The sequence below is a fragment of the Streptomyces sp. NPDC111656 genome (genome assembly GCF_055656965.1).
In genome coordinates, this window is sequence record NZ_JBVKCA010000045.1 from 1 (window position 1) to 24,106 (window position 24,106).

At 67.5% G+C, this 24,106-nt stretch carries 24 protein-coding genes and 7 pseudogenes; 18 read left to right on the plus strand and 13 right to left on the minus strand.

Translation table 11 applies throughout. The annotated features are described in order from the left end of the window. A pseudogene (locus tag ACZ7M3_RS51300) lies at positions 1-299 on the plus strand (transposase family protein); the annotation flags it as partial. A 6-nt stretch (positions 300-305) separates the two neighbouring features. On the opposite strand, the gene ACZ7M3_RS51305 reads toward ACZ7M3_RS51300, so the two are convergent. Further along, the gene (locus ACZ7M3_RS51305; RefSeq protein WP_472073520.1) at positions 306-1,196 is read right to left on the minus strand and encodes an AraC family transcriptional regulator; all 891 of its coding nucleotides are present in this window, start codon (positions 1,194-1,196) and stop codon (positions 306-308) included. A gap of 83 nt (positions 1,197-1,279) precedes the next feature. On the opposite strand from ACZ7M3_RS51305, the gene ACZ7M3_RS51310 reads away from it, so the two are divergent. Continuing rightward, a complete protein-coding gene (locus tag ACZ7M3_RS51310) occupies positions 1,280-2,059 on the plus strand; it encodes a class I SAM-dependent methyltransferase (protein ID WP_450764337.1) in 780 nt (259 codons plus the stop codon). 232 nt (positions 2,060-2,291) lie between these two features. Further along, positions 2,292-2,642 carry a hypothetical protein gene (locus ACZ7M3_RS51315; protein WP_472073522.1) on the plus strand — a complete coding sequence of 117 codons (351 nt, stop codon included), beginning with the start codon at positions 2,292-2,294 and terminating at the stop codon, positions 2,640-2,642. A 96-nt stretch (positions 2,643-2,738) separates the two neighbouring features. On the opposite strand, the gene ACZ7M3_RS51320 is transcribed toward ACZ7M3_RS51315, so the two are convergent. Further along, a complete protein-coding gene (locus ACZ7M3_RS51320; protein ID WP_472073558.1) occupies positions 2,739-3,191 on the minus strand; it encodes a transposase in 453 nt (150 codons plus the stop codon). A 282-nt stretch (positions 3,192-3,473) separates the two neighbouring features. Between ACZ7M3_RS51320 and ACZ7M3_RS51325 the strand changes: the two are divergent. Together ACZ7M3_RS51325 and ACZ7M3_RS51330 are read left to right on the plus strand one after the other, a co-directional pair. Next, positions 3,474-3,665 (plus strand): annotated as a pseudogene (locus tag ACZ7M3_RS51325) (transposase); the annotation flags it as partial. Between the two features lie 403 nt (positions 3,666-4,068). Further along, a complete protein-coding gene (locus ACZ7M3_RS51330) occupies positions 4,069-5,028 on the plus strand; it encodes a transposase (protein WP_472073523.1) in 960 nt (319 codons plus the stop codon). Between the two features lie 25 nt (positions 5,029-5,053). On the opposite strand, the gene ACZ7M3_RS51335 is transcribed toward ACZ7M3_RS51330, so the two are convergent. Beyond that, positions 5,054-5,404 carry a transposase gene (locus ACZ7M3_RS51335; RefSeq protein ID WP_472073525.1) on the minus strand — a complete coding sequence of 117 codons (351 nt, stop codon included), beginning with the start codon at positions 5,402-5,404 and terminating at the stop codon, positions 5,054-5,056. A gap of 656 nt (positions 5,405-6,060) precedes the next feature. On the opposite strand from ACZ7M3_RS51335, the gene ACZ7M3_RS51340 reads away from it, so the two are divergent. From ACZ7M3_RS51340 to ACZ7M3_RS51360, 5 genes and pseudogenes are all read left to right on the plus strand, one after another. Continuing rightward, the gene (locus ACZ7M3_RS51340) at positions 6,061-6,420 is read left to right on the plus strand and encodes a DUF427 domain-containing protein (RefSeq protein ID WP_472073527.1); all 360 of its coding nucleotides are present in this window, start codon (positions 6,061-6,063) and stop codon (positions 6,418-6,420) included. Between the two features lie 137 nt (positions 6,421-6,557). Next, positions 6,558-7,802: an ergothioneine biosynthesis glutamate--cysteine ligase EgtA gene (egtA, locus tag ACZ7M3_RS51345; RefSeq protein WP_472073528.1), complete on the plus strand. Its 1,245-nt coding sequence runs from the start codon at positions 6,558-6,560 to the stop codon at positions 7,800-7,802. Between the two features lie 88 nt (positions 7,803-7,890). Further along, the gene (locus ACZ7M3_RS51350; RefSeq protein ID WP_472073530.1) at positions 7,891-8,295 is read left to right on the plus strand and encodes a DUF6300 family protein; all 405 of its coding nucleotides are present in this window, start codon (positions 7,891-7,893) and stop codon (positions 8,293-8,295) included. Further along, positions 8,192-8,461 (plus strand): annotated as a pseudogene (locus ACZ7M3_RS51355) (nucleic acid-binding protein); the annotation flags it as partial. The gene ACZ7M3_RS51350 and the pseudogene ACZ7M3_RS51355, both read left to right, overlap by 104 nt. An 855-nt stretch (positions 8,462-9,316) precedes the next feature. Then, positions 9,317-9,505 carry a hypothetical protein gene (locus ACZ7M3_RS51360; RefSeq protein WP_472073568.1) on the plus strand — a complete coding sequence of 63 codons (189 nt, stop codon included), beginning with the start codon at positions 9,317-9,319 and terminating at the stop codon, positions 9,503-9,505. A gap of 36 nt (positions 9,506-9,541) precedes the next feature. Here the strand turns inward: ACZ7M3_RS51360 and ACZ7M3_RS51365 are convergent. Both ACZ7M3_RS51365 and ACZ7M3_RS51370 read right to left on the minus strand, forming a co-directional pair. Further along, positions 9,542-10,213: pseudogene (locus ACZ7M3_RS51365) on the minus strand (transposase family protein); the annotation flags it as partial. 127 nt (positions 10,214-10,340) lie between these two features. Next, the gene (locus tag ACZ7M3_RS51370; protein ID WP_472073532.1) at positions 10,341-10,922 is read right to left on the minus strand and encodes a TetR/AcrR family transcriptional regulator; all 582 of its coding nucleotides are present in this window, start codon (positions 10,920-10,922) and stop codon (positions 10,341-10,343) included. Between the two features lie 50 nt (positions 10,923-10,972). On the opposite strand from ACZ7M3_RS51370, the gene ACZ7M3_RS51375 reads away from it, so the two are divergent. After that, positions 10,973-11,929 (plus strand): quinone oxidoreductase family protein, encoded by a 957-nt coding sequence (locus tag ACZ7M3_RS51375; RefSeq protein WP_472073534.1) that lies wholly within the window; start codon positions 10,973-10,975, stop codon positions 11,927-11,929. 434 nt (positions 11,930-12,363) lie between these two features. Here ACZ7M3_RS51375 and ACZ7M3_RS51380 read toward each other — a convergent pair whose 3' ends face one another. Beyond that, entirely contained in the window at positions 12,364-13,266 is a 903-nt protein-coding gene (locus tag ACZ7M3_RS51380; RefSeq protein WP_472073536.1) for an AraC family transcriptional regulator, read from the minus strand. 399 nt (positions 13,267-13,665) lie between these two features. Between ACZ7M3_RS51380 and ACZ7M3_RS51385 the strand changes: the two genes are divergently transcribed. From ACZ7M3_RS51385 to ACZ7M3_RS51405, 5 genes and pseudogenes are all read left to right on the plus strand, one after another. Continuing rightward, positions 13,666-14,145, plus strand: a complete 480-nt coding sequence (locus ACZ7M3_RS51385; protein WP_472073560.1) for a class I SAM-dependent methyltransferase — start codon at positions 13,666-13,668, stop codon at positions 14,143-14,145. Positions 14,146-14,258: 113 nt separating this feature from the next. After that, positions 14,259-14,552 carry a hypothetical protein gene (locus tag ACZ7M3_RS51390; protein ID WP_472073538.1) on the plus strand — a complete coding sequence of 98 codons (294 nt, stop codon included), beginning with the start codon at positions 14,259-14,261 and terminating at the stop codon, positions 14,550-14,552. After that, the gene (locus ACZ7M3_RS51395) at positions 14,546-15,079 is read left to right on the plus strand and encodes a transposase family protein (protein WP_472073540.1); all 534 of its coding nucleotides are present in this window, start codon (positions 14,546-14,548) and stop codon (positions 15,077-15,079) included. Before ACZ7M3_RS51390 ends, ACZ7M3_RS51395 begins: the two co-directional genes overlap by 7 nt. A gap of 45 nt (positions 15,080-15,124) precedes the next feature. Further along, positions 15,125-15,343 (plus strand): annotated as a pseudogene (locus ACZ7M3_RS51400) (nitrilase-related carbon-nitrogen hydrolase); the annotation flags it as partial. Then, a complete protein-coding gene (locus tag ACZ7M3_RS51405; RefSeq protein WP_472073562.1) occupies positions 15,322-15,591 on the plus strand; it encodes a transposase in 270 nt (89 codons plus the stop codon). The pseudogene ACZ7M3_RS51400 and the gene ACZ7M3_RS51405, both read left to right, overlap by 22 nt. Before the next feature lie 66 nt (positions 15,592-15,657). Here the strand turns inward: ACZ7M3_RS51405 and ACZ7M3_RS51410 are convergent, their stop codons facing one another. After that, on the minus strand, positions 15,658-16,572 hold the full coding sequence (locus ACZ7M3_RS51410) for a transposase (protein WP_472073564.1): 915 nt from the start codon (positions 16,570-16,572) through the stop codon (positions 15,658-15,660). 67 nt (positions 16,573-16,639) lie between these two features. Continuing rightward, complete coding sequence (locus ACZ7M3_RS51415) at positions 16,640-17,251, minus strand: TetR/AcrR family transcriptional regulator (RefSeq protein ID WP_472073566.1); 612 nt, start codon at positions 17,249-17,251, stop codon at positions 16,640-16,642. Between the two features lie 85 nt (positions 17,252-17,336). On the opposite strand from ACZ7M3_RS51415, the gene ACZ7M3_RS51420 reads away from it, so the two are divergent. Next, a complete protein-coding gene (locus ACZ7M3_RS51420; protein WP_472073542.1) occupies positions 17,337-19,073 on the plus strand; it encodes a cytochrome P450 in 1,737 nt (578 codons plus the stop codon). Between the two features lie 349 nt (positions 19,074-19,422). Then, positions 19,423-20,217 (plus strand): GNAT family N-acetyltransferase, encoded by a 795-nt coding sequence (locus ACZ7M3_RS51425; RefSeq protein WP_472073544.1) that lies wholly within the window; start codon positions 19,423-19,425, stop codon positions 20,215-20,217. A gap of 198 nt (positions 20,218-20,415) precedes the next feature. Here ACZ7M3_RS51425 and ACZ7M3_RS51430 read toward each other — a convergent pair whose 3' ends face one another. The 5 genes and pseudogenes from ACZ7M3_RS51430 to ACZ7M3_RS51450 form a co-directional block, all read right to left on the minus strand. Beyond that, positions 20,416-21,009, minus strand: a complete 594-nt coding sequence (locus ACZ7M3_RS51430) for a GNAT family N-acetyltransferase (protein WP_472073546.1) — start codon at positions 21,007-21,009, stop codon at positions 20,416-20,418. A gap of 119 nt (positions 21,010-21,128) precedes the next feature. Further along, positions 21,129-21,560, minus strand: a complete 432-nt coding sequence (locus ACZ7M3_RS51435; RefSeq protein ID WP_472073548.1) for a hypothetical protein — start codon at positions 21,558-21,560, stop codon at positions 21,129-21,131. Next, positions 21,557-22,081, minus strand: a pseudogene (locus ACZ7M3_RS51440) (transposase); the annotation flags it as partial. The pseudogene ACZ7M3_RS51440 and the gene ACZ7M3_RS51435, both read right to left, overlap by 4 nt. Before the next feature lie 129 nt (positions 22,082-22,210). After that, positions 22,211-22,855 (minus strand): annotated as a pseudogene (locus ACZ7M3_RS51445) (hypothetical protein); the annotation flags it as partial. Between the two features lie 325 nt (positions 22,856-23,180). Then, the gene (locus ACZ7M3_RS51450; protein ID WP_356157212.1) at positions 23,181-24,074 is read right to left on the minus strand and encodes a LysR family transcriptional regulator; all 894 of its coding nucleotides are present in this window, start codon (positions 24,072-24,074) and stop codon (positions 23,181-23,183) included. Positions 24,075-24,106: the final 32 nt, after the last annotated feature.

The following is a 24,106-nucleotide window of genomic DNA, read 5'->3' on the forward strand; positions in this document are numbered from 1 at the left end:
ACAGCGGCCCGCACCCACCGGATCATCCGGATCTGCGAACGCCAGGGCGTCCCGATCCTCGCCGACCGTGCCTACATGGGAGCCGGCCCGTGGGTAACGACACCCCTCAGACGCCCGCCGGGCCGCGGGCTCACCCCACCCAACAGACCGTCAACCGCGCGCTGTCCCCGGCACGGGCACCGGTCGAGCGCGGTGTCACACGGCTGAAGTCGTGGCGGATCTTCCGCAAGTCCCGGTGCAGCCCGAACCGAATGACGTCAATCGCAGCAGCGGTTCTCACCCTGGAGCAGCAACGCTGAAAAGGCTCACTGAGTCGCGTCGCTGAGTGTGGCGCTCCGGAAGCGGCCCGGCGCAATGCCGTATTTGCGGCGGAAGGCTCCGCCGAACGCGAACTCCGTGGAGTAGCCGATCTGGCGGGCGATCGCCGCCAGCGGCGCCGTCGTCTCCCGCAGGAGGCGGGCACCGCAGGCCAGCCGCCAATCCGTCAGGTACGCCATCGGCGGTTGGCCGACCGCCGCGACGAACCGCTGGGTGAGCGCCCGTCGCGGCGTGCCCACGGCCGCGCTGAGCTCGTGCACGGTCCACGGCCGGTCCGGCCGGCGGTGCAGCTCGGCCAGCGCGGCGGCGATCACCGGGTCACCGACCAGCGGCAGGCGGGGGTCGTGCTGCTTTGCTAGCTCGTCACGCAGCGCGTACGTGAGGATCAACTCGATCAGCGCCGGGCGGGTCGCGCCGGAACCCGGCCGGGGGTCGGACACCTCGGCCGTGAGCAGGCCGACCAGCGATCGCAGATGCGGACCGTCCGTTGACACTACGGCGATCCCCGCCAGCGCCCGCAGGTACTGCGGCAGCGAGCCATGGTCGAGCCAGTACGCACCGCAGAGAAACTCGGCCTCGACCGGATCACCGTCCGGCTGGTCGGCGCCCAGGTGCGCCGCAGGCAGATGCTCGATGCTCGCCGAGGCGTGGCTGAGCCCGTGCTCGACCCCGGATGGATTGAGCACGACGTCACCCTCGGTCAGGGCGTGAGGCTCGCCTCCGGCCGTTATCAACCAGCCGCTGCCCTTCGTCAGAATGTGGAATCCGCTGACGTCGAACGCCGGATAACGCATGCCCCACGCCCCCGTCCGACGGATCATGCACGACTCGGCGCGCCCAACCCGGACATTGGCGATCACTTCCGCGAGCAGATCCATGACGCCCACGATAGTCCGAGCGCGTATGCATCGGTCCCGGCGGAGCATGTCCCGACCGCCCGGCCGCTAGTTGAGTTACCGGCATGAACAACAGTGTGAACGTTTTCGACATCAGCCTGCCGGCCACCGTGCAGTGGGTTGAACCGACGACAACCATCATCGCGAACCAACTGCTGGACGAGTGCGCGCTCCCGCCGGGCGCCCGGGTGCTGGACGTGGGCACCGGCACCGGCCCGCTGGCCGAGGCCGCCGCCCAGCGCGGGTACCGGGTGAATGCGATCGACACCGCGCCGATCCTCACTACGTACGTTACCGGGCGTCTGGCGCCGTTCCCGGGCAGCACCGCCGAGCTGATGGACGTCACCGCGATGACCTACCCGGACGACGCCTTCGATGCGGCGTTCTCCGTGTTCACCGTGATGTACCTGAGAGACGCCGTCCCGGCCGCGCTCGCAGAACTGCGCCGGGTGGTGCGCCCGGGCGGCACGGTCGCGATCGTGCATTGGGCCCAGTCGTCCATGTCCCCGATCATGCGGGTGCTCTTCGAGTCGGCCGAGCCCCCGCTGGACGTTCCCGTGGACTACGTCGACGCGCACGAGCTGGCCGCCGCCGTCACCCGAGCGGGATTCCTCGACGTACGCGTCAAGCCGTCCACGGCCGACTATCTCTTCCCCGCGGCGGACGACGTCTTCTGGGAGTTCTCCTCGTTCTACGTCAAGCTGCCGCCGTTCCGTTCGTTGACCGCTGCCCAGCGAGCCACCCTGGAAACCGCGATGATCGACCGGACCCGCCGGATCGAGACCGGCCGCGTCCCGCGCCCGGAGCTGGTCTTCAACGTGGCCTACGCTCGGGTACCCGAATGAGGTGACGTACGTGGCCGTCGCTTCACCATGGTGAAGCGGGCCGGGCGGTGCTCGGCGAGTTACCGATCCGAGCACTGCAGCGGTCCTTCATAGGGGTCCGGGCCGACCGAGCTCATCCATTCTCTGGGCTGTGGACGAGCATCACCATCCCCTTTCGGGTTGTTGATAACTCGGTTGGTCCGGCTCGCGCTGCGATAGCGTCACGGCGGGCCAGGCGAACGTGACCGGACCGATGACCCAAGAGGTGAGCGCGCCGGTGACGACAGGCGAGACGGCTCAGCACGGGGTCGGCGACCGCCCGATGCCGGGCCTGGACGAGCCGGCCCCGGTGCTGCTGATCGGGGCGTCCAGATCGGGCAAGTCGACCCTCGGTCGGTCGCTGCTATCCGGCGTCGCAGATCGTGTCGCTGGACGCGCTCGCGCGGTGGTGGCCGACGACGAATGCGACCAGTCGGCCACCGGTGACGCGGTCGGGTTGCTGAAGGCGATCGTCGCGGCGCGGCTTGCTCAGGGGCTGACCACGGCCATGGGGGCAGGCCGAGTGGGCCGAACTGATCTCCTGACCGCCGCGCGGATGCCCTGAGGGCGGCGGTCGCCGACACCGGCCCCGACGTATGCCTGGCCCGGCGGCGGTCCCGGGCCATTGCCCGGGCGTCGGTGGGGGCGCGCGGTGCCGGACTCAGTGGTGCATAACCAGCACGCGCGAAGCCGTCGGCCGGTATCTGTCCGGGCAAGGTGGCCTCGAACCAGGTCCAGTCGTAGGCACTCTGTCCCTTGGAGCCCTCGCCCTGGCTGCGGCGTTCCCACTGCTCGCGCACCGTGGCGTAGTGCAGCAGGTCACCGGCCGCCGCGGCCTTCGGCAGGTACGGCTTGCCCGGCGGGCCCTGAACCGGCAGCGTGAGCGGCACCGCGAGCACGTTGCGGATCCTCTGCCCGGCAGCCAGGACCTCAGAGCGGGGTCCTTGCCGTAGTCCGCGTCGGCAACCACCCAGGAGAACGGCAGCCCACCGGCCACCGCGCCCTGCAGCATGGCGATGCCCAGCTGCGGCTTGGTGGCGAAGGCGACCTCGTCGGGGACTCCGGCCGCCCGGCACCGCTCACGATCGCCGGTCCAGGACTGCGGCAGGTACAGACGCCGGTCTTAGAAGGTGTGTCCACTCGCGGCGGCATAGGTGAGCATCACCATGACTTGGCAGTTGCGGACGTCACCGGTCGTCCCGCAGTGCTGACCCTGTTGGCGAATTCGTCAGGCCACCGCGGGCAGCGCCTTGGTGGCGCGATAATGGAGGCCACCAGTCGCGGGGACGACGTCCATGAGGTGACGGCGATGTCCCTGCGTGCCCACGAGCCCCTTCCGGTACCGAACTTGACTGCGCAGGTCGCACGGGCTGCCTTTCCGGACGGCTGCCTGGGCATGCGCCTGCGCGACGCCCTGGGGCCGGTCTTCCGCGACGACGACTTCGCGGATCTGTTGCCGCGACGCGGACGGTCGGCCCTCTCGCCGGGGCAGCTGGCACTGGTGTGCGTGCTGCAGTTCGTTGAGGGACTGTCCGACCGCCAGGCCGCGACCGCCGTTCGGGAGCGGATCGGATGGAAATACGCCCTCAGCCTGGAACTGACTGACCGCGGCTTCGACTTCTCGGTGCTGTGCGAGTTCCGCGCCCGGCTCATCGCCGGCAAGGCCGAGCGCCGGGTATTCGACCGGCTCTTGAACGTGTGCCAGGACCACAAGCTCCTCGGTAGCCGCGGAGCGGCCCGCACCGACTCCACCTATGTGCTTGGCTCGGTACGTGTGTTGAACCGACTGGAGCTGGTCGGCGAGACCGTGCGCGCCGCACTGAACGCCCTGGCCATCGCCGCCCCGCGCTGGCTCGGTGGCTGGATGCCTCCCGGGTGGGCCGACCGCTACGGGCATCGGGTGGAGAAACTACCGGCTTCCCCAGACCGAGGCCGAGTGACTGGCCTTCGCGACAGCAGTGGGGGCCGACGGTGCGGTGATCTTGACCCGGGTGGACGCCGACGACGCCCCTGCCGTGCTGGAGCAACTCGAGACGGTGCAGGTCCTGCGCGCGGTGTGGCCGCAGCAGTACGACCTTGCTGCCAACTCCCCGCGCTGGCGGGCAACCGAAGAACTGCCCTCCTCGCAGGAGCGGATCGCTTCCCCCTACGACGTCGAGTGCCGATACGCGATCAAGAGGACCACGAGGTGGACCGGCTACAAGTGCCACCTCACTGAGCACTGCGGCCCCGACCTGCCCCACCTGGTCACCGACGTGGACACCACCGACGCCTCCCAAAGCGACCGGAATATGATCGCGTCGATCCACGACCGCCTCGACCAGCGGGATCTGCTGCCCGACGAGCACCTGGTCGACACCGGCTATATGGCTGCGGCCACCCTCCTCGACGCGGCCCATGACCGTGGGGTCCGCCTGGTCGGTCCGATGCCACCAGACACCAGCTGGCAGGCCAAGGCCAATGAAGGCTTCGACCTCGCCGCCTTCGCCGTCGACTGGCAGGCCCAGACCGCAATCTGCCCCCGGGGTGCAGTAGCCCAGCAGTGGCGCGAGCAGCTCGACAGCCGCGGCCACCCCGTCATACGGATCCGGTTCTCCGACCAGGACTGCGCGCCATGCCCCGTGCGCGGCAAGTGCACACGGAGGGCGAGTGAGCCACGTGACCTGGTCTTACGTCCGCAAGCTGAGCACGAGACCCTGCAACGTCACCGACACGAACAGGGCACGACCGCCTGGAAGGCGAGCTACGGCCGGCGCGCCGGGGTGGAGGGAACGATCTCGCAGGCCGTCCGGGCCCCAACATTCGACACGCCCGCTACCACGGCCTGGCCAAAGTCCAGCTCCAGCAGATCTTCTCCGCTGCTGCCCTCAACCTGCTCCGCGTCGACGCCTGGCTCACCGACACGCCCTTGGCACGAACCCGGGCGTCACGCCTCGAAGCGCTGCTCGTGATGGCCTGACGAATTCGCCAACAGGGTCAGTGCTGGTGGCCGACCCCGACGGACTTGTCACCCTTCTTGATCACCTGGGTGTCGTCCAGCACCAGCATCGCGCTCGGATCCCCCAACTCCCGTGCCGCGTAAGCCTGCACCTCGGCCAGCAGCCCGTCCGCGCTCCAGGACGCCTCGCCCAGAAACTTCTGGATCCGGTGCGGGGTGGCATGCCCGGCCCGCCCTGCCATCGTCCAGCCGTTCTTCCGGCCCAGGTCAGACAGCAGCCCCTCGATCAGATCGGCGAACGCCTCCCGCGGCTCCGGCCGGGCGAACAGATGCCCCAACCCGCCCGTCAGGGCAGCCAGTTCCTCTGCCCAACCCTCAACGTGCTCCACCCCCAAATCCATCAGCATGACCGGACAACGGCCAGCACCGATCACCAGTCACAAGATCTGAGGTAGTACCTAACGGTGTTAGAAAAATCTATCCCTGCCAAATCCTAGCGAGGCCCGGCTAGCGTCACGACTCGTGCGACACCACCGGTGACCAAGTACGAAGACGGACGACGAGATTGATACGCGCCCTTGGCTCACTGGCAGGCGGCCGCATACGGCAACGTGAAGAACCGCCGATCCGAGGTCTGCCCTGCGGCCCAAGCTCAGGCCGATTAGTTTCCACAACGGCCATCGCCGAACTTTGTTCTGCAGTACATGGTGCGGACCCTCGCCGCCCCCGGCGAGGGTCCGGCGCGAGCGCTGGTCGGCCGGACCCGAAGCGAGGGCATGAAGCTGACCGGTGCGGTGGTCTGCCGCAGCAGATGTGCCGCTTGCGGGGGTGGTGCCCGAGCACTGGGGGGCGGCGCTGGTCACGGATCTACCCGACGACGTCGGCCGCAGCCAGCGGGCCATTAACCCGTAAGAGGTCCGGCAGGGCGGAAAGTCCTTGGGCAGGGCCCCTCCACTTGCATCCGGTACTACATCCGAGAGGCACAGCCGTCGGGGCAACCTGTGACCCAAATTTTCCTGCAGTTCAAAAATGAAGGAGAACGTTGATGTCCCGTGAGAAGAGGATCCCTGGGCCGGACCACCCCATTGCGGTCGTCGAGAACTCCAGTCTGATCCGGGTAGTCACTCGGGACGGTGGGAAGGTCGTCGCCGAGACGACCTCTGCCGTCACGCTGACCGAGGCCGGTTATCCGGCCGTTCATTACATCCCCCTGGTCGACGTCGACCAGGCACTTGTGGAGCGGACGGACTCCCACACCTACTGCCCGTACAAGGGCGAGGCGTCCTACTACAGCCTCGTCACCCCCGAGAAGAAGATCGCGGACGCGGTGTGGTTCCACGAGGAGCCGTTCGAGGCCGTGGGGGGCGATCGCCGGCCGCGTCGCCTTCTACCCCGAGCACGTTGAGATCACCTCCGAGGCCGTCTCCAACTGACGGCCCCGCGCGGGGGTGGAGCGGTTTCCCCCTCGACACGCCGCTCCACCCCTGCGCCCAGCCCGACACCCACCTGACCCGCACCAGATTGTGCGAGAGGAGGACAGAAATGACCGAACTGACCCTGGAAGAGGCGGAAGCGTATGTGCTCGGCGTGTGTTGCAAGACCGGCCCCCCTGAGCGGATTGGTGTGGAGACGGAGTGGCTGGTCCAGGACCACCACAACCCTCTGCTGCCGATATCCGCCGACCGGCTGGACGCCGCCCTCACGCCGATCGAGGTGACAGGCGCCCTGCCCGGGGGCAGCAGACTCACCCGTGAGCCGGGCGGCCAGCTGGAGCTGAGTTCCCCGCCAGCCCTCTCGCTCGGCGCGTGCGTCGAGATGATGGCCGCGGATCTCGCCGTACTGCGCACGACAGTCGAGCAGGCTGATCTGGCACTCGTCGGCCGGGGCCTCGACCCCTATCGTGAACCGCCTCGCGTGCTCGACCACCCCCGCTACCGGGCCATGGAGAGCTTCTTCGACCGCGAGGGCCCCTGGGGCCGCGACATGATGCGCCGCACCGCATCCGTACAGATCAACCTGGACTGCGGCGAGGACTCCCGCGGCATCGGCGGCTACCGCTCCCGCTGGGAACTCGCCCACCGTATCGGTCCCGTGCTCGTCGCCGCCTTCGCCAACTCCCCGATACAGGACGGGTGGCCCACGGGGTGGCTGTCCAGCCGGCAGGACGTCTGGTTCCGGATGGATGCCGGTCGTACCCGCCCGCCCTTCTACCACTCCGACCCACGTGTGGCCTGGACCCGCTATGCGCTCGACGCGCAGGTGATGTGCATACCGGGCGACCTCAACGGGGACTGGTCCGCGCCCTCCGGCTTGACCTTCCGCGCCTGGCTGCGGGGCGTACCCGAGCTGCGGCCGCCGACCCTGGCCGACCTGGACTACCACCTCAGCACTCTATTCCCGCCGGTCAGACCGCGCGGCTGGCTGGAGTTGCGGATGACCGACGCGCAGAACGGCGACGACTGGGTCGTGCCGACTGTGCTGGCCGCGACGCTCCTGAACGACACGGTGGCGGCCGATGCCGCCTACGCGGCAACCGAGCCACTCTGCCGGGACTCGCAGCGGCCCGTCCCCTCCCACGACGTCTGGCTGCGGGCGGCCCGCACCGGCCTCGACGACCAGGACCTCGCCAAGGCCGCCCGCGCCTGCTTTGCCGCGGCCGACAGCGCCCTCGCCGTTCCCGGCACCCCGGCGGTCCTGCGGCATGCCCTGACTGATTTCGCCGAGCGCTACACGGAGCGCAGCCGTTCCCCCGCCCATGACCATCTGGACGCGCTCCGCCACACCTGACCCCCGCAAAGGCATGACATGACGAACGCCCGGGGTAGCGCCGCAGGACGACGAACACGGGCGGCCGATCCACCTGGAGCTGTGCCCGGTGTGCGACACCGGCGACCTGCACCGTCCGGGGGCCGGCCTACTCGTGCAGTGGTTCGCCAACGACGGCGGCCATGACGAGAGCCGCGTCAAGGAGGGCTCACACCTGCTGATGGAGTGGACGAAGGAGTGCATGGCCGCCCAAGCTGGTACTTGCAGGACGCCCCGCCCGACCAGCCCTGAGCTGTCATCGGCAGAAGCTGGCGGGCGCGCAGTGCTGCCGCGTCGTACGAGCAGCGCGGCCGCCGGGTCGAACTACTGTTGGGGCCGTGGCGACAACGTACGACTACCCCGGCGACCTCATCGCAGCGCAGCAGGAACTCACCCAGGTGCGGGCCGACCTCACCGCCCTGTACACGCGGCTGCCCTACTCCGTCGAACCGATGGAGGCCTGGCAGCGCCCTGAGGGCTACTGGCTCGCCACCTCCCGCGCGTACCCGGACTCGCCGGGCTGGTCCGCCGCGATCACGCACGCCTTCTGGAACGACGTCGCCGGACCCGAACGGCTCGATGCCCGCTCCCAGCTCAAGCACGCCCTCGAACGTGAGGACGGCGAGGGCCAGGAGGCGGCATGGCCGTGGCGGACACGCCACCCGAGCCGGAGCCGCCACCCATCATCGTGGTCCTCCCCGACGGCCAGGAGGTCGACCCGTTGACTGCACTAACGGAGAAGTTTGGGCAGGTCAGGTGACCCTTGATTCCGGGTGCCGTTGTACGCGCTGCGAACGAACAAGGGGCGGTCCGCAACCTGCAGAAGCTCGTGGTGCCGAGGGCCGGTCGGTTGGTGGAGACGGGTGACGTCTGGGAGACATACACGCTGATCGACGCCAGTGGCCATCAGGTGGTGTCGGCGCGGGCGTATCTGAGTGAGGTGTTGGCCTCGGGCCGAGCAGTCAGTACGGCTCGGTCGTACGGGATGGATCTGCTGAGGTGGTTCCGACCTGCGGGCCGTCGAGGTGGAGTGGGACCGGGCCGGCCGGGCGGACGCCCGGGACTTCAGCATCTGGTTCCAGCACACAGCGAAGCGACGGCCAGACCGTGCTGGGTCTGGAGGAGAGCGTCCGGTGAACCCGATCACGGGGAAACGAGCGCCAGGGAGCGGGTACGCGCCAGGCACCGTGGTTCATTCGGAGACGGTGCTGCGCGCGTTCTACGACTTCCATCTGGAGTGCGGCACAGAGCCGTTGGCCAATCCCGTTCCCACTGGTGGCCGGCCGAGCGGGGGCGGCAGCGTGCTCATGCCCATCGCCATCCACTGGAGCCATGGCGGAACGAGAGGATGGGCCGCTACCGTCCGCGGGTGCCCCGCCGGGTACCGCGGGTGATTCCGGACGAGTGGTTCGACGTGCTGTTCGCGAAACTGGGCTCGCACCGGGACCGGGCGATCGTGGCCTTGTGGGTCTCGACCGGGGCGCGGGCTGCTGGGGGTGCGCTGGCAGGACGTCGACTTCGGACAGCAGTTGGTGACCGTCGTGCGCAAGGGCACGCGGAGTCCGCAGCAGGTTCCTGCATCGACGGACGCGCTGGTGTGGCTGCGGCTGTACCAGGAAGAGATCCGCCGCCATGTGCCGACTGGGCGGATCCGGCCGGTGTGGTGGACGCTGCGTCGGCCATAGCAGCCTCAGGGCGCCCGCGCGGGCGCCGTCCGCGAAGGCGCCGCCGCGGTCGCGACAGATGATCTCCACTCCGGGGTGGTCGGTCAGCCAGGCGGCGAACGTCGCCAGCTCCCGGTCGGGCAGCAGGTCGATGGGGGCATGGGTCTCGCAGTCGACCAGCACGGTGCCGTACTTGTGGCCCTTGCGGGTGGCGAATTCATCGACCCCCAGGCCCCGGGGCGTTGCGGCGTACGGATCGTCCAGAGCCGTGGCCAGGCTCAGCAGAGTGGTGTCGCGGACCGGATCCGGCAGCCGGGCCGCCAGGCGTTCACCGGCGAGGCGCGCGAAGCCCACCACCACGATCGCGCCCAACAGGCCCGTGAGCTGCAGAGTCCGCCGACCGTAACGCACGGTCAACCCATGAACCTGCTCGGCGAACGTCACCCTCGCGCAGCCCGGGTTGTCGCAGAACAGGCGCCGGATGGTCAGCGTGATGGACACTCGCCGGCCGCCGACTGCGTCGTCGGCGAGTTGGCGCTCGTAGCCGCTGTGCCGACGTCTCGACAGAACCCCACAGCCTGGGCACGACGCCGAGATCGTCGATGCCGTACTCGCCACGATCCGTAACAGACCGCCCTCTGCCACCGCTTGCTCCACCCGCACCCCACCGAGGTGCGGAAACACCGCCTTCAGTAACTCCTCACACTGATCGAGCATCCCGCCATCCATGACGGAGCGTCACTGGCGCACGGAAGCATGACCGGCTTCACGGAAATCTTGGAAGAGCCACTTTTCCCGTCGCCGACAGCGGTTTCGGGGTTTCCGGTCGGGGACGTGGTCGTCCAACTGCTGGTGATCACGACAGCAGGTGGTCGAGGCAGAGGTTCAGTCCGGCCTCGAGGTGTTCTGCTGAGCCGGTGGAGAGCAGGACGGTGACACCGCCTTGGATGGCTGCGATCACGGCTGCGGCTGTGCGGTTGGCGTCGAGGGCTGGGTTGGCCTCGCCGACCGCCTGTGTGGCTTCGATGCCAGCTCGGACGCAGTCCTGCCACCGGCGCACGAGTTGTGCCGAGACGGCCTGTGCGGCGGGGCTGTACCGGCCTACATCGGCGATCAGCACTCCAAGCGGGCAGTGGAGTCCTTGGTCGCAGTAACGCTCGACGATGAGGTCGCGCCACGCCTCCCAGGCTGCGCGTGAGGTGAGTTCGCTCAGATACGGCTCCTGGTCGTCGAACACGCGCTGGGCTTCAAGTTCGGCGACCGCGAGCAGAAGCTGTTCCCGGCCTTCGGGGAAATAATGGAACATTTGCCCCTTGCCGGTGTCGCTGCGCCGGCATACGTCGTCGAGGGTGGTGACGTTGGTGCCGCGCTCGCGGATCTCGGCTGCGGCGGCTTCGATGATGCGCAGGCGGGTCGCGGTGCCTTTCCTGGTGGCCACGGATCAGATTGTACTTGCAGGTACATTTTTTGGACCGTACCTTCGCCCGCATGAAGGCAATTGTTATCAACGAAGCGGGGGGACCGGAGGTGCTGCAGCTGCGCGAGCGGCCGGCACCTCGTCCGGGCCCGGGAGAAGTCCTGGTGGACGTCCGCGTGGCGGGTGTGAACTTCTTCGACACCGCCATCCGCCGGCAGGCCCTGACCGAGGTGCCGGGCGCGGAAGGCGTCGGCGTGGTGGTGGAGACGGGCGAGGGCGTCCATGAGTTCGCCCCGGGTGACCGTGTCGCATGGCTGACGATCACCATCTTCAACAGTTACGCCGAGCAGATCGTGCTCCCGGCGAGTGGTGTCGTCGCGGTGCCCGACACCATCGACGACGAGACCGCCGCGGCCGTGCTCCTGCAGGGCCTGACCGCGCAGCACTTCGCCACCGTGTCCCACCCGGTGCAGCCCGGGGACATCACGGTCGTGCATGCGGCCGCGGGCGGGGTCGGGATGCTGCTCACCCAGGTCATCAAGTCCCGCGGCGGCACCGTGATCGGCCTGGTGTCGCGGCCCGAGAAGGTCGAACTCGCCGCCAGCGCCGGCGCCGATCACGTTCTGGTCTCCAGCGGTGACGCGTTCGTCGAGCCGGTACAGGAACTGACCGGCGGCAAGGGCGTGCACGCGGTGTTCGACGGTGCGGGCGCGACCACGTTCGCCGCATCACTGAAAGTACTGCGCACGCACGGCACACTGGTGTTCTACGGGCCGCTGATCGGGGATGTGCCGACCATCGCCATGAACGACATCCCCCGCAGCACCCGCATCACATACGGCGTGACCGAGGACTACATCCGCACGCCCCAGGAACTCACGGCACGCACAGCCGAACTGTTCGCTCTCGTCGAGAAGGGCGACCTGGTCGTCCGGATCAGTGCCCGCTACCCGCTGGCCGAGGCAGCCAGGGCCCACGCGGACATCGAATCGCGCAGGACCACCGGAAAACTGCTGCTGATCCCGTGACCGGCGACCGCTGACACAGCCCCACGGCCGGCCACACCCACAAAAACGCCACCGGATCCGACGCCGGCACGAAGCACTGGGGGCTGGGGCAGCACCACCCAGCCCCCACACCACACAACCAACAATCCGACACCTCCAACACACCAACCGGCAACACCCGCTGAGGTGCCGGCCCAGGCCACTCGCGCCCACCGGCAGCGCCGATGCGAGGTCGGCGACACAAGCACCGAAGCAATCCGCGCTCTCAGGCGCACGCTCTCCGACCTCGTTCACCCGGCCTTACACCACGATGTCCACCCCGCCAAGGAGCAGCCGCTTCGCCTCGCAGCAGCCACTTGGCGCAGGAAGAAGCATGGCGTGATTGCGCTGAGACCGAGCCGAGTCTCAGCGCACGCCCGGCCGCACATGCGACGACTCACCGAAGACCTACTTGGTCAGCCCGCAGTGCGCCCGCCTCGCTCGAGAGCACGGAAACGGCCAGGTGCGATGCCGTACTCGCGGCGGAAACTGCCCCCGAATGCGAATTCCGTCGAGTAGCCCACCCGACGGGCAATCGTCGCCAGGGGTGCGTCGGTTTCGCGGAGCAGTCGGGCTGCGTAGGTAAGGCGCCAGTTAGTCAGGTAGGACATCGGTGGCTGGCCCAGAAGCGCGTTGAAGCGTTTGGCGAACGCCGTCCGCGACATTCCTGCGGTCTCCCTGAGTGACTGTACGGTCCATGACCGGTGTGGGCTGGCATGGATCTCGCGGAGCACAGCGGCAATCGCCGGATCGGCGGTCTCCGGCCAATCGGCCATCCGGTTCCGTTCCAGCCATTGCCTCAGAACGTGGGTCAGCATGAGGTCAAGCAGGGCTGGCCGGGTCGTCTCGGTACCCGGGCCGGTGTCGGACAAGTCCGCACCGAGCAGGTCTGCCAGCAACCGCAGATGCGGATTGTGGTCGTAGTCGGGCGATACCGTGATGACTTCGGGGAGTGACCGGAGGTAGGGGTGTACCTGTCCGTGGTCGAGCCAGTATGCGCCGCAGAGCAGCTCGACGTCGCATGGGCCGGGGTTCGAGAGGCCGTCGCTCATGACAGCGGGGGGCAGGTCCTGAAGTGACGACGGCGCGTGGCTGAGTCCGTGTGTAGCGCCGGACGGTGTGAAGACGACGTCGCCCGGTTTCAGTTCGAGGGGCTGGCCGTCGGCTGTGATCAGCCAGGCACTGCCCCGCAGGACGGTGTGGAAGCCGCTGCCGACGAGCGGGGGGTATCGCCAGCCCCACGAGCCTGACCCCTTGATCGAGCAGGCCTCGGCACGGCCGATGCGGACACTGCTGATTACCGCACTGAGCACATCCATCCACCGGAGCTTATGGCACGGCCCTGGACCGCTCCCGTACGCATTCGTATGGATGCGGGCCGCTGGAGGATGGGCGGCCCCGCCGGAAGCTGGTGTGCTTGCTGCCGATGGCCCCTGAAGAGGACCTCACCGACACCTGCCACAACGAAGGACGGGAAGTAATGACCAAGACGACCGGGAACCACTTCGACACGACGCTCTCCGCCTACGAGCGATGGTGCGACCCCTGCTCGGGCGGGTTCTCACGCGCAGCACTCGATGGGGCGGCACTGCCTGCCGGCGCAGCCGTGTTGGACGTGTGCGCGGGCATGGGAGCCCTGGCCGTCCCCGCCGCCGAGCGTGGATACGGCGTGTGGGCCATCGACACGTCCTCACAGATGATCGCGCGCGGCCGAGCGGCTGAGGCCGTACCCCGGATCTGCCGCCGAGGTGATGGACGCGCTGGACCTGCACTACGGAGACGACACGTTCGACGCGGCGTTCTCCGTACTCGGGGTGGTGTATTTCGGACCCGGAATGGCGAAGGCACTCAGCGAGATGATCCGGGTGGTACGGCCGGGCGGCCTGGTCAGCGTGATGAACTGGGCGGATCCCATGGGAGCCCCGTTCTTCCACCCCGTGGCCAGGACGATTAACCGGATGGACGACCCCGAAGTGGGGACGTTCGCGGCCCCGCTGACCGAATACCTGCAACGCCCGGAACTCGAGCAGGCACTCACCGACGCCGGATGCGTTGACGCACGCTCAGAACGCGTCGAAGCGGCATACACCATCCCCACAGCCGAGACTTCATGGACGAACTCGATCCAGTCTTCCAGGTCCTCCCCCAGTACCGCGCCGCGGTCTCCAAAGACCGTGACCGATTCCGGGAGATCCTGACCGAGGAAGCATCACTCATGGCAGCAGGCAGCCTTCCCCCGGCACTGGGCAACATCGCGTACGCCCGGGTGCCCTCCGCCTGAGACAACACAAAGACAGCACACACAGCACCCATGACAGCACAGAACCCGACCACGCCACTGACACCCGCCACAGCAGCTCAACAACACAACAACCACCACCAGCGGTTATTCGTCGCTTCGCCCTGCGCCCGGGTGGATCGCTTCGTCACCGACCTCAGTCACATCCGCGCAGAGCTTCACGACGAGATCCGCGCCGGGGCGGCGCTCATCGTTGAGGACCTCCCGGCCACACCCGCGACACTCGACTGGGTCTTTGTGAGCCCGGCACTCAGGTTCGGCGCATGTCGCCTTGAAGAAGGTTGCCGTGCGGGGCGGGGATGGTAGTCCTGATCGACGGCACCTTCATTCCCACCCAGCGCCGCACGGGAAGGGCCAACCGTCGGAATCATTCCGGCAAACACCGCCGTCACGGCCTGCACTTCCTCGCTCTGACCGACGAAAACGGTCGTCTGATCTGGATATCCGCCGCCCTGCCCGGCCGCACCCATGACATCACCGCCGCCCGCCACGACCACGTCCTGGCCCACCTGCGCGCCGCCGGCCTCGGCGCCCTCGCGGACCTCGGCTTCCGCGGCCTGGACAACGACGTACTCGCCCCCTTGATCATCACAGGCTTCGCCGCCACCCGCGCCCGCAAACTCACCCCCGGCCAGAAGGAAGCCAACCGCATCCTCGCCGTCGGACGCGCACCGGTCGAGCACGGCTTCGCCCACCTCAAGAACTGGCGGACCCTCACCAAGCTCCGAACCGACCCCGCCCACGCCACCCACCTCCTGCGCGCCCTGCTCGTCCTGACCAACCTCGAGATCAACCGCTGTCGGACGACCTACTGCGAAGACAGCCGCCCATGACCAGCGTGAGCACCCTGAGCACCGATCACACCAGCCTTTTGACCTGTGACTTCAAGTTGGCGGAGGCCCAATGTCTACGACACCGCGCTAGGCCGGCTGGGCGCCGTCATCTGCTGGGAGAACCTAATGCCGGCCGCCCGGATGGCGATGTACCACCAGGGCATCGAGCTGTACTGCGCGCCGACCGCCGATGGACGCGACGGCCACCACGCCACAATGCGTCACATCGCGCAGGAGGGGCGCTGTTTCGTCCTGACAGCGAACCAGGTGATGCGCATTGCCGACTTCCCGGCCGAGCACGAGCGCCCCTACGGCGACGACCCGGACACGGTCGTCAGAAACTGGGGAGGCATCGGTGGGTGATCGAGCGGACCATTGCCTGGACGTTCGGGTACCGACGCCTGACGATCCGATACGAACGGAACGCCAGTCACTTCGGTGGGTTCCTCGCATTGGCCGCAGCCCTCACATGCTTCAAGAAGCTCACCAAACACCGCCGAACAGCCAACTGAGACACACTCTTACGAGTTGGTGCGTGATAGCGGGTGGGCCGTGTTTGGCCTGGTCGTGGCCTGTTGTCAGGCGGTGATGGTGCGGTCGGAGACAAGGCTGGCGATGGCGCGGTAGGTGTCGGGCAGGCGGTCGCGTCGGTGGGTCCAGCGCATCAGTTGCTTCCAGCGCTTGTGGTCAGCGAGGGCGTGTTCGACGGTGATGCGGTCGGATGAGTGCCCGTGGCGGTCACGTTCCCACTGTTCGGCTCTGCCGGGCAGTGCTCCAGGCCGCGGTTTTCTTGGCGGTGTGATCGCTTGCCCGCGGTGGTCGCGGCTCAAGCCCAGGTAGCCGTCGTCCAGGAGGACCTCGACGTCGGGGAAGTGCTGGAAGCACACGGCGATGCCCTCGTTGCGGGCGGCCGTGGCCTCGTGCATACGACCAGGTCGCAGGGCATCGGTCCATAAGGTGCGGCCCCGCCAGTCGGCGATGACGGTGGCCTTCATCGTGTTCTGCTTTTTCTTGCCCGAGACAAACGCGCGCCGGCCGCCACGTCCGGCCGGTGGCCGGCGGACCTGGAACTCGGTGGCGTCCAGGCGCAGCTCGATGCCTTCGGCCTGGGCGTAGGCGAACACGTCCGTCAGTGTCCGCAGTCGCAGGCCGGGCCGGTCGGGGACCGCGCACCCCCGCTCGGCCAGGAGTGTGCGTACTTCTGAGATCGCGCGCGTGATGGTGGAGCGGTCGACGCCGAACAGCAGCCCCAGCACCGAATGCGGCAGGTCGTGACGCAGATGGATCAGCGTGGCCACCAGCCGGTCGACGAACACCAACTGGTGACGGGCGCCGGCTCCCGCAGCCCGCTTCCTGGCCCCACCTCGCGCAGCATGACGCCGCCCCTCGACCCCGGCCTCCCACGGCACCGCCAACTCCTCGACCAGGCACGCGAGATGACGCCGAGAGATCCCCGTGAACAGCCGACGCGCCAGCACCGCCCGATTGACCATGATCGCCACAGACGGATCATGCCACCGGCCAGGCACAACACCTCACCCGCTATCACGCACCAACTCGTTAGGGGTCGCCCATCAGGGCTGATGTCAAGCACGCGTAAAGCCAGTCCGCGGAGCGGTCGAGGGGCCAGTGGCAGTCGCTGGTCAACGTGAGGTAGGACGCGTCGCCAAGAAAGTACCAAAGGATATTCGCGGCCTCCTCCGCGGTCATTCCGGGGCGTAACGCGCTCAGCTCTTGGAGACGGTTCGCGACCGCGTCCAGCCCACGGCGCAGGCTAGCCAGCGCCACGCCCAGGCTTTCGCGTACGCCAGCATCCATCGGTGCGGCGGCGGTCGCCTGGCGGATGAGCGGTGACGACTTCTGGAACTCGCTGCGGGTGCCGTCGACGATCATGCGGAGCAGCGCGTCGGGGTTGCGTTGCGCCGCGATGCGCTCGTGGCTGCCGCCCGCCTCCGCTGCGCGCACCGCGTCCTCGATGAGGGTGCGGAGCAAGCCTGCCTTGCCACCTGCCGCCGCATCGACGGTGGGCACTGCGACCCGGGCCGCGCGCGCGATGTGTTCGACCCGGGTGTCGAAATAGCCCTGCTCGATGAACAGCTCCCGGGCCGCCAGCAGGATCGCCTGGCGGGTCGTCGCCGCATACTCAGCTCGGCGGCCTGGTTCCTGTGCCATCACCCAATGACCTTAAGCCCCGATGGCGGGCATCCTCTGATAGGTGTCTATACTCTAGAGATACGCCTATCAACGAGGAGATCCCGTGATCTTGACCGTGATCGAAGACCTGGCTCACCTGCTCTCCACCGTCACTCCGGAGCAGGACAAGCTATCGACGCCGTGCGATGACTTCGACGTGACGTCACTGCGCCGGCACCTGCTCGGCTGGTTGGGCTACTTCGACGCAGCCCTCAATGACCCCCTCGGCGACGAGCGCCCTGACCCATCCGCTTACGCCGGGCCCGACGATCCCGCGCCCGCGATCCACCAGCTCACCGTGACGCTCGAGGGCGGCGAGCCGGCCACAGACGTGAAGGTGCCACTGCTCGGGGGCACCTACCCGTACGACGTGGTCATCGGCATGCTGATGGTCGAGATGATCGGCCACGGCTGGGACCTCGCCCGGGCCACCGGCCAGCCTTGGGAGCCGGCCGCGGAGATCTGCGAACACGCGCTGACCGTGCTCCGGGGCATCGTCCAGCCAGAATATCGCGGCCCCGGCATGCCTTTCGGTCCGGAGATCGCGGTAAGCGCCGACGCCCCCGCACTGGAGCGTTTCGTTGCCTTCACCGGCCGGGATCCCGGTTGGACGGCGGACACTCCCGGCACTGAGACACCTGTGTTCCTGCGCCGCGACGGGCTGCTCCCGGACGCCACGCTCGGTCAAACCCGCAATGCTTCAGGCCTGATCCGAAGCACCACGGTCTTCGGGCAGCCGTGCTGGCTGGTCAGCCGCGCCGACGACGTGCGGACAGTGCTCGGCGACGCCGATCTGTTCACCACCGGCGACTCAGTGCCGATATTCCGGGCCGACGATCCCGACCGGTTCGATCTGCCGGGCGCCCTACTCTTCATGGACCCGCCGGACCACACCGTGCTCCGACGGTTGCTCACGCCGCACTTCACTACCCAGGCCGTCGAGTCGCTGCGTCCGCGCATCACCGAGCTCGTCGATCAGCACCTCGACGCGATGGCCGACCAAGGCCCCGGCGCCGACCTGGTTCCGGCCTACTCCTGGCCGATCCCCAGTCAGGTGATCTGCGAGCTGCTCGGCATCCCGCTCGGGGACCGGGCCGAGTTCCAGAGGTACATCAACACCGGATTCGACTTCACCATCGCCGAAGAGGAACGCGCGGCCGGTAACGCGGCACTCAACCAGTACGTCGCCGAACGCGCCCGGCAGGCCATCCGTGAGCCCGGCGACGATCTGTTGGGCGCGCTGGTCCGGGAACGGAACGACGCCCTCACGCTCAAGACACTGACCGCCGTCGCGGCGACGCTGATCCAAGCCGGGCACGAGACGACCGCCGACATGATCGCGTCGTCGGTGCTCGCCCTGCTGACCCACCCCGCCCAGCTGGCGCTGTTCCGCGAGCAGCCTGAGGCCGCCCCGGGCGCGATAGAGGAATTGTTGCGCTACTTGGCCATCGTGCAGATCAGTCCACCCCGGCGGGCGACACGCGACACCGTAGTGGGCGGGCAGCGCGTCACGAAAGGGGAGTTGCTGCTGGTCTCGCTCCCAGCGGCCAACCACGACCCCGCGCTCGTCCCCAACCCCGACCGCCTCGATATCACCCGACCCCGACAGGGCCACCTGGCGTTCGGGCACGGCATCCATCGCTGCGTTGGAGCGCCGCTGGCCCGGCTGGAACTGGAGATCGCACTGCCCGCACTTTTGAACCGCTTCGCCGATCTACGCCTGGCTGTCCCCGCGGAACAACTCCAGTACAAAGTCGGCACAGTGGTGCATGGCGTCACGAGCCTGCCCGTCACCTGGTGACGCGGGTCCGGCCGAGCGGCGCAGAGCTGAGCGAGATGGGCCGACGACGGCGACTTCCTTGCGGACTGCGAAGATTCCTGGATTAGCGGCGGCCGGTGACCCTCACAGCATCTTCCTGTAATACCAGGGCTGATCGACCCGCCATAGACCTTGCGTTATAAAAGTCCGCGCAGGATTCGCTTCCGTTCTGCGCATCTAGTACCGGTTTGGTGAACATATGCCTGATGCACCCTCCGCAGCGCCACGTCGCCCCGAGAAGCAATTTCGCCTCCGCGAGATCGAGTCAAGCGAAATCCCTCAAGCGGCAGATCTACTGACCCGATTCGGGCCATCACGCCTAGCTCGCGCCATGGACCAGGTGGTGAGCGCGTCAGGTGCACGCAGCTACGCTGCTGTACGAGAAAGTGAGCTTCTGGGCATCGGGGTGATTGACGGCAAGGTCGATGTCGAGGGCGCGATCGCGGTGCGACTGGCCGTTGATGGCGCAGAGCGTGGGATCGGGGTGGGCACTGCCATTGCTCGGAGAATTCGTGAGCACCTGAGCGAACACCCCACATTCCTTTACAGCCTCAAACTTCGTGATGACGCCGCTGTCGGCCGCCGGTTCGCGGAGCGGCACGGCATGACTCTTGCATCGCACAACCTAGGTTGGTCTTGGGACCTGACCCGCGCGCCTGGCGTAGAGGACCTCGCACTCCGGACGGCACAACGCGCAAATGTGACGACGAGAATCGGCTCCTTCGACCAGGAACGCGAACTGCTCGAACCCTTGCTTATCAGCGCACTGAAAGGTATGCCCACGCCGACCAATCGGCCGCTGAAACTTTCTGAGGCGCTGCGACATTTGGGTACAGATAACGTCGTGATTGTCGCAGACATCTCGGGAAGGCCTGTGGGTTTGACCGTCCTCCACGCCGGAACCAGCTCATCCTCCTGGGTAACGCAATTCACTGGAGTCATCGAGTGTTGCCGCGGCAGAGGAATTGCACGGGCTCTCAAGATGGCCAGTTTCCAGTTCGCGAGTGCCCAGGGCGGAAAGCAGATGAGCACCTATAATGATTCTCGCAACGCCTCAATTATCGCGCTGAATAAACAGATCGGGATGGTGCCCGACGTCGGCTATTGGACTTTCGTCTCAAACTGATCCAGCTTCACTAACCACGTGGTGGCCTGTGGATTCACGCTGCTGTGGGAGCGGAACTTCGCACATGGCATGGCGGTGAACAAGCCCTGGACTCGCGGCCGGGCCTGAGAGGGCAGGATGTGAGCCTTTGTCCGGTTCGCCGTTAAGTTTGGATGAGGCGCAGTGATCAGTGGTTCGGGGCGTGGTCGATACCAGGTGTCAGGCGATGGGACTCAGCGAGCGGGGAGCCGGCTCGGACGACGGCCGCCACTCCCGCCTGATCAGCCCGTAGACCCACGAGTCAGAGACCTCGCCGTTGACGACGCAGTCTTCCCGCAACGTCCCTTCACGCACGAAGCCGAGCTTCTCCAACACGCGGGCAGAAGCCACGTTGCGCGTATCGGCCTCAGCTTGGACGCGATTCAGGTCCAGCGTGTCGAATGCCCATCGCAGCAGAGCGCCCGCGGCCTCGGTCGCGTAGCCGTGGCCCCACGCTGCATCGTCGAAGCAGTAGCCAAGCGACGCGCTACGGTAGTCCGGATTCCACCTGTTCAGGCTGCACCAGCCGATGAACGCCCCGTCGGAGACACGATCTACGGCCAGCCGCGCCCCGGTGCCCTCCTGTGCCATCTGCCGGCAAGCCGTGATGAACTGCTCGGCGCGCACGCGTTCGCTCCATGGTGGCGCGTCCCAGTAGCGCAGCACGTAGGTGTTGCTCTGCAGTGCGAAGAGGTCGTTCGCATCCGTGTCTTCGAAGGCACGCAGCCGAAGGCGAGCGGTGTGCAACGAGGGGGTGGGCAGCGACGTCGTCATGTTCCTTTCCTTGATCGGTGGCCGATCAATCAGACATCCGATGCCGGTCACTCACAATGGGTTTTCTCGGCGGGCTGGCACAACGGCGTGAGTGGGCCGGTGGTGGGTTTGCCGGGCGGTTACGATCGCGGCCTGGTGAACAGTCCCTGCTCGGTCTCATCGAGGATTCCGCGCCCGGTCAGGCGCTTCAGTTTGATGCGGACGTTGTTGATGTTGTTCGGCACGAGGTCCAGGTCCATCGCCTCGCACACGTTCCTCGCCCGTAGCGGAGCGTCGGCTTCGGCGAAGACGGCCATGATCCGCTGGTAGGCGGGGCCGCCCGGCAGGGCCGGCGTCGGTGTGGCCGGTGCCGGGGGCGTTTCGTCGGGCAGTTCCAGGAGCGTCTTGCGGGTGATCGTGATGTGCTCGGCGGCCTGGGCGAGTCCGTCCAGCAGCGCGGTCAGCTGCGCGATCTGCTCGCGAGCGGCCTCCGCTTCCACAGCGATCTGCCGCTCGCGGACCTCCAGACGTGCCAGCAGGGCACCGAGGGTCTGCTGTGGGTCGCCGCTCACGCGCCGAGCCAGGCCAGGGCGGAGGTGCCCGTCAGCCGACGGGTCATCACATCGCTTATCGCCCAGTACACCCGGGACTCGGAACTGGCCGGGCGGTGTTCGTAGTCGCGGACCAGCCTGCGGTGCAACATCAAGATCCCATTGGTCTGCTCGACTCTCCAGCGGATCGGCTGCGGGACGAAGCCGCGGTCGGCCGGGTTGCGCTCGACGACCTCCACCGCGATGCCCAGGCCGGCGCCGTGTTCGACCACGGTCTTCTTGAACCCCTGGTCCACCAGTGCCTTCGTCACCGCGGAGGTCCCCGCGGCGACCTTGTCCAGCAACGCGCTACCGAAGGCGTTGTCGTGCACGGAAGCGGCCAGCACCACCACGGCGACCACCAGGCCCAGCACGTCAACGGCCAGCCCCCGCTTGCGACCCGGCACCTTCGTGGCCGCGTCCCGCCCGGTCGTGGCCGCGGGTACTCCTGCGGCGGCATGCAGGCTCTGGGTGTCGAGCACCACCAGGCTCGGGTCGGCTAATCATCTTGTAGGGCTTGCGGTCGCTCACCCCGTCACTCCAGCACGACCAAGCTCGTCGACCGGCTGGGAGTCCCCACAGTCACACAATCAGGCGATACCGAACCGGACATCAGGTCACGTACTGCCCTCTCAAGCCGTGGTCCGCGACGCGATCAACCGGTTGGTGAGCTCTACCGTGGCCAGGTACCACCAGAAGATCCAGTCGAGGAACACTTCGTCGTACTCGCGTTGCTGACCGGCATTGCTGTGGCGCAAGTCGAAGCTGTTGGCGATCTGGAACAGGGCGCCTTCGTCCTTGTGGAGGTGCTCTTTGATCAAGGCACGGCATTCCTCAAGGATGCGGGCGAGGTTGAAGATCGCCGATCTCTTGGTCTCAGCCGAAGTGTCACGTCCTCGGAAGAGCGCGATGGCGTGGCGAACGCCAGCGGTGGTGTCGGGCGGGCTGTCGTTGAGGGCGCGGTGCACCAGCTGGCTGCAGGCGTCGTCCGTGACGGCGACCAGGCGCCCGAGGTCCTCGCCTTCCGTGGCGAGTTCGTACTCGATGCCAGCCGAGCGCAGGATCTGATTGATCTTCCACCGGTACAGGACGCGTGCCGGACCGTTGTGGAACTCCGAGTGGTGCCACCCGCACATGTTCCAGTTGTGGAATCGGCGCATCCGGGGGCGGCTCACCAGGTCGTGGAACACCTCGATCAGCCCGTAGAAGGTGTCTTCGTCCCAAGTCTCCGGGGTCAGAGGCCACAGATCAGGGATGCCCAGGCGCCTGTCGATCATCGTCTCGCCCTTGTGGGCGGACAGGTTGTACAGGATGACGTAGATCGGGGCGCCGTCCGGGCGGCCCGCGCGGATCGACCGGGCGTATTTGCACCCGGACCGGACCAGGTGGTCGCCCGACAGGGGGTTCGGAGAACGGACCCTCTTGCTGCGGCAAAGTTCTCGCCCGAACGGTGACCATTTCTTCGAGGCGGACCGACCGGGTCCTCGGAGGCGATCAGGGGGACATGCTGAGCCGTCGGCAGGTCCTGGAATCGGAGGGCCGGGGCGGTAGCCGCAGCAGCACCACCGAAGACCGCCCTCAAGACCCGCTCTTTCCGGGTGATCAGAAGGAAGGTGGCGGGCTGGTCGGTGTGGCCATTCGGATTATCTCGCGGACTCCCACAGGTACGTGCCGCCGGTCGTAGAGGAGCAGCGTGCGGAGTGGGTCCTCGTGCGCCAGCGGAACGAAGGCCACCTCGGCGGGTGCGTACCGGGACATACTTGACGGCAGCACTCCCACGCTCAGGCCTGTCGCGATCATCGCGAGTTGCAGGGTGACGTCGTGGACCTCGGCGAACTTGAGTGCCTGGAATCCGGTGCGTTGGCACAGGCCGTGGATCCCGAAGGGTTGCCCTCGCACGGCGTCCCGGGTGATCACGCTGAAACGCTCGTCCGTGAGGTCCGCCAGGTGCAGTACCGCGCGCCCGGCGAGAGGGTGGTCGCGGTGCAGCGCGACGGCAAGGGCTTCTTCCGCAAGTTGTATCGCCTCGATCTGCGGGGGTCGCGGTGGTGGGGCGAGTCCGCTCGCCAGCGCGAGTTGGATCGTCCCTTGCGCCAGTTGGGCGAGAGTGTCTTCGAGGCGGGTCTCCCGGATCTGGAGTCGGATGCGGGGCCGGTCGGTGGCGAACCGTCGCAGCAGATCGGCGAGGTGTGCAGGTGGAACCGCGGGGGCCAGTCCGATCGTGAGCATGCCCCCCAGTCCTCGGGTTGCCGCTTTCCCCGCTTGGACGGCGAGTTGACTGGACTCCAGGGCGTCGCGTGCGTGCGAGAGGAAGGCCGCTCCGGCCTCGGTGAGCAGAACTGTGCGGCCGTCCCGGTGCACGAGCTTCATGTCCAGCGTCGCTTCGAGCCGCTGCAGTTGCTGGGTCACCGCGGGCTGGGCGATCCCCAGCCGTTCGGCGGCATGACCGAAATGCCGTTCCTCGGCGACCGCGACAAAGCAGCGTAGCCCTTTCATCGAGATATCCATAACAAAACGTTATCACGGCA

Bases quoted from the DNA above. Each gene is read 5' to 3' on its own strand.
- ACZ7M3_RS51450 (WP_356157212.1), bottom strand. From the start codon at position 24,074: ATGAAAGGGCTACGCTGCTTTGTCGCGGTCGCCGAGGAACGGCATTTC.
- ACZ7M3_RS51380 (WP_472073536.1), bottom strand. From the start codon at position 13,266: ATGGATGTGCTCAGTGCGGTAATCAGCAGTGTCCGCATCGGCCGTGCC.
- ACZ7M3_RS51430 (WP_472073546.1), bottom strand. From the start codon at position 21,009: ATGACGACGTCGCTGCCCACCCCCTCGTTGCACACCGCTCGCCTTCGG.
- egtA (WP_472073528.1), top strand. From the start codon at position 6,558: ATGACCGAACTGACCCTGGAAGAGGCGGAAGCGTATGTGCTCGGCGTG.
- ACZ7M3_RS51375 (WP_472073534.1), top strand. From the start codon at position 10,973: ATGAAGGCAATTGTTATCAACGAAGCGGGGGGACCGGAGGTGCTGCAG.
- ACZ7M3_RS51310 (WP_450764337.1), top strand. From the start codon at position 1,280: ATGAACAACAGTGTGAACGTTTTCGACATCAGCCTGCCGGCCACCGTG.
- ACZ7M3_RS51305 (WP_472073520.1), bottom strand. From the start codon at position 1,196: ATGGATCTGCTCGCGGAAGTGATCGCCAATGTCCGGGTTGGGCGCGCC.
- ACZ7M3_RS51410 (WP_472073564.1), bottom strand. From the start codon at position 16,572: ATGGTCAATCGGGCGGTGCTGGCGCGTCGGCTGTTCACGGGGATCTCT.
- ACZ7M3_RS51340 (WP_472073527.1), top strand. From the start codon at position 6,061: ATGTCCCGTGAGAAGAGGATCCCTGGGCCGGACCACCCCATTGCGGTC.
- ACZ7M3_RS51415 (WP_472073566.1), bottom strand. From the start codon at position 17,251: ATGGCACAGGAACCAGGCCGCCGAGCTGAGTATGCGGCGACGACCCGC.
- ACZ7M3_RS51395 (WP_472073540.1), top strand. From the start codon at position 14,546: ATGGTAGTCCTGATCGACGGCACCTTCATTCCCACCCAGCGCCGCACG.
- ACZ7M3_RS51315 (WP_472073522.1), top strand. From the start codon at position 2,292: ATGACCCAAGAGGTGAGCGCGCCGGTGACGACAGGCGAGACGGCTCAG.
- ACZ7M3_RS51390 (WP_472073538.1), top strand. From the start codon at position 14,259: ATGACAGCACAGAACCCGACCACGCCACTGACACCCGCCACAGCAGCT.
- ACZ7M3_RS51425 (WP_472073544.1), top strand. From the start codon at position 19,423: ATGGACCAGGTGGTGAGCGCGTCAGGTGCACGCAGCTACGCTGCTGTA.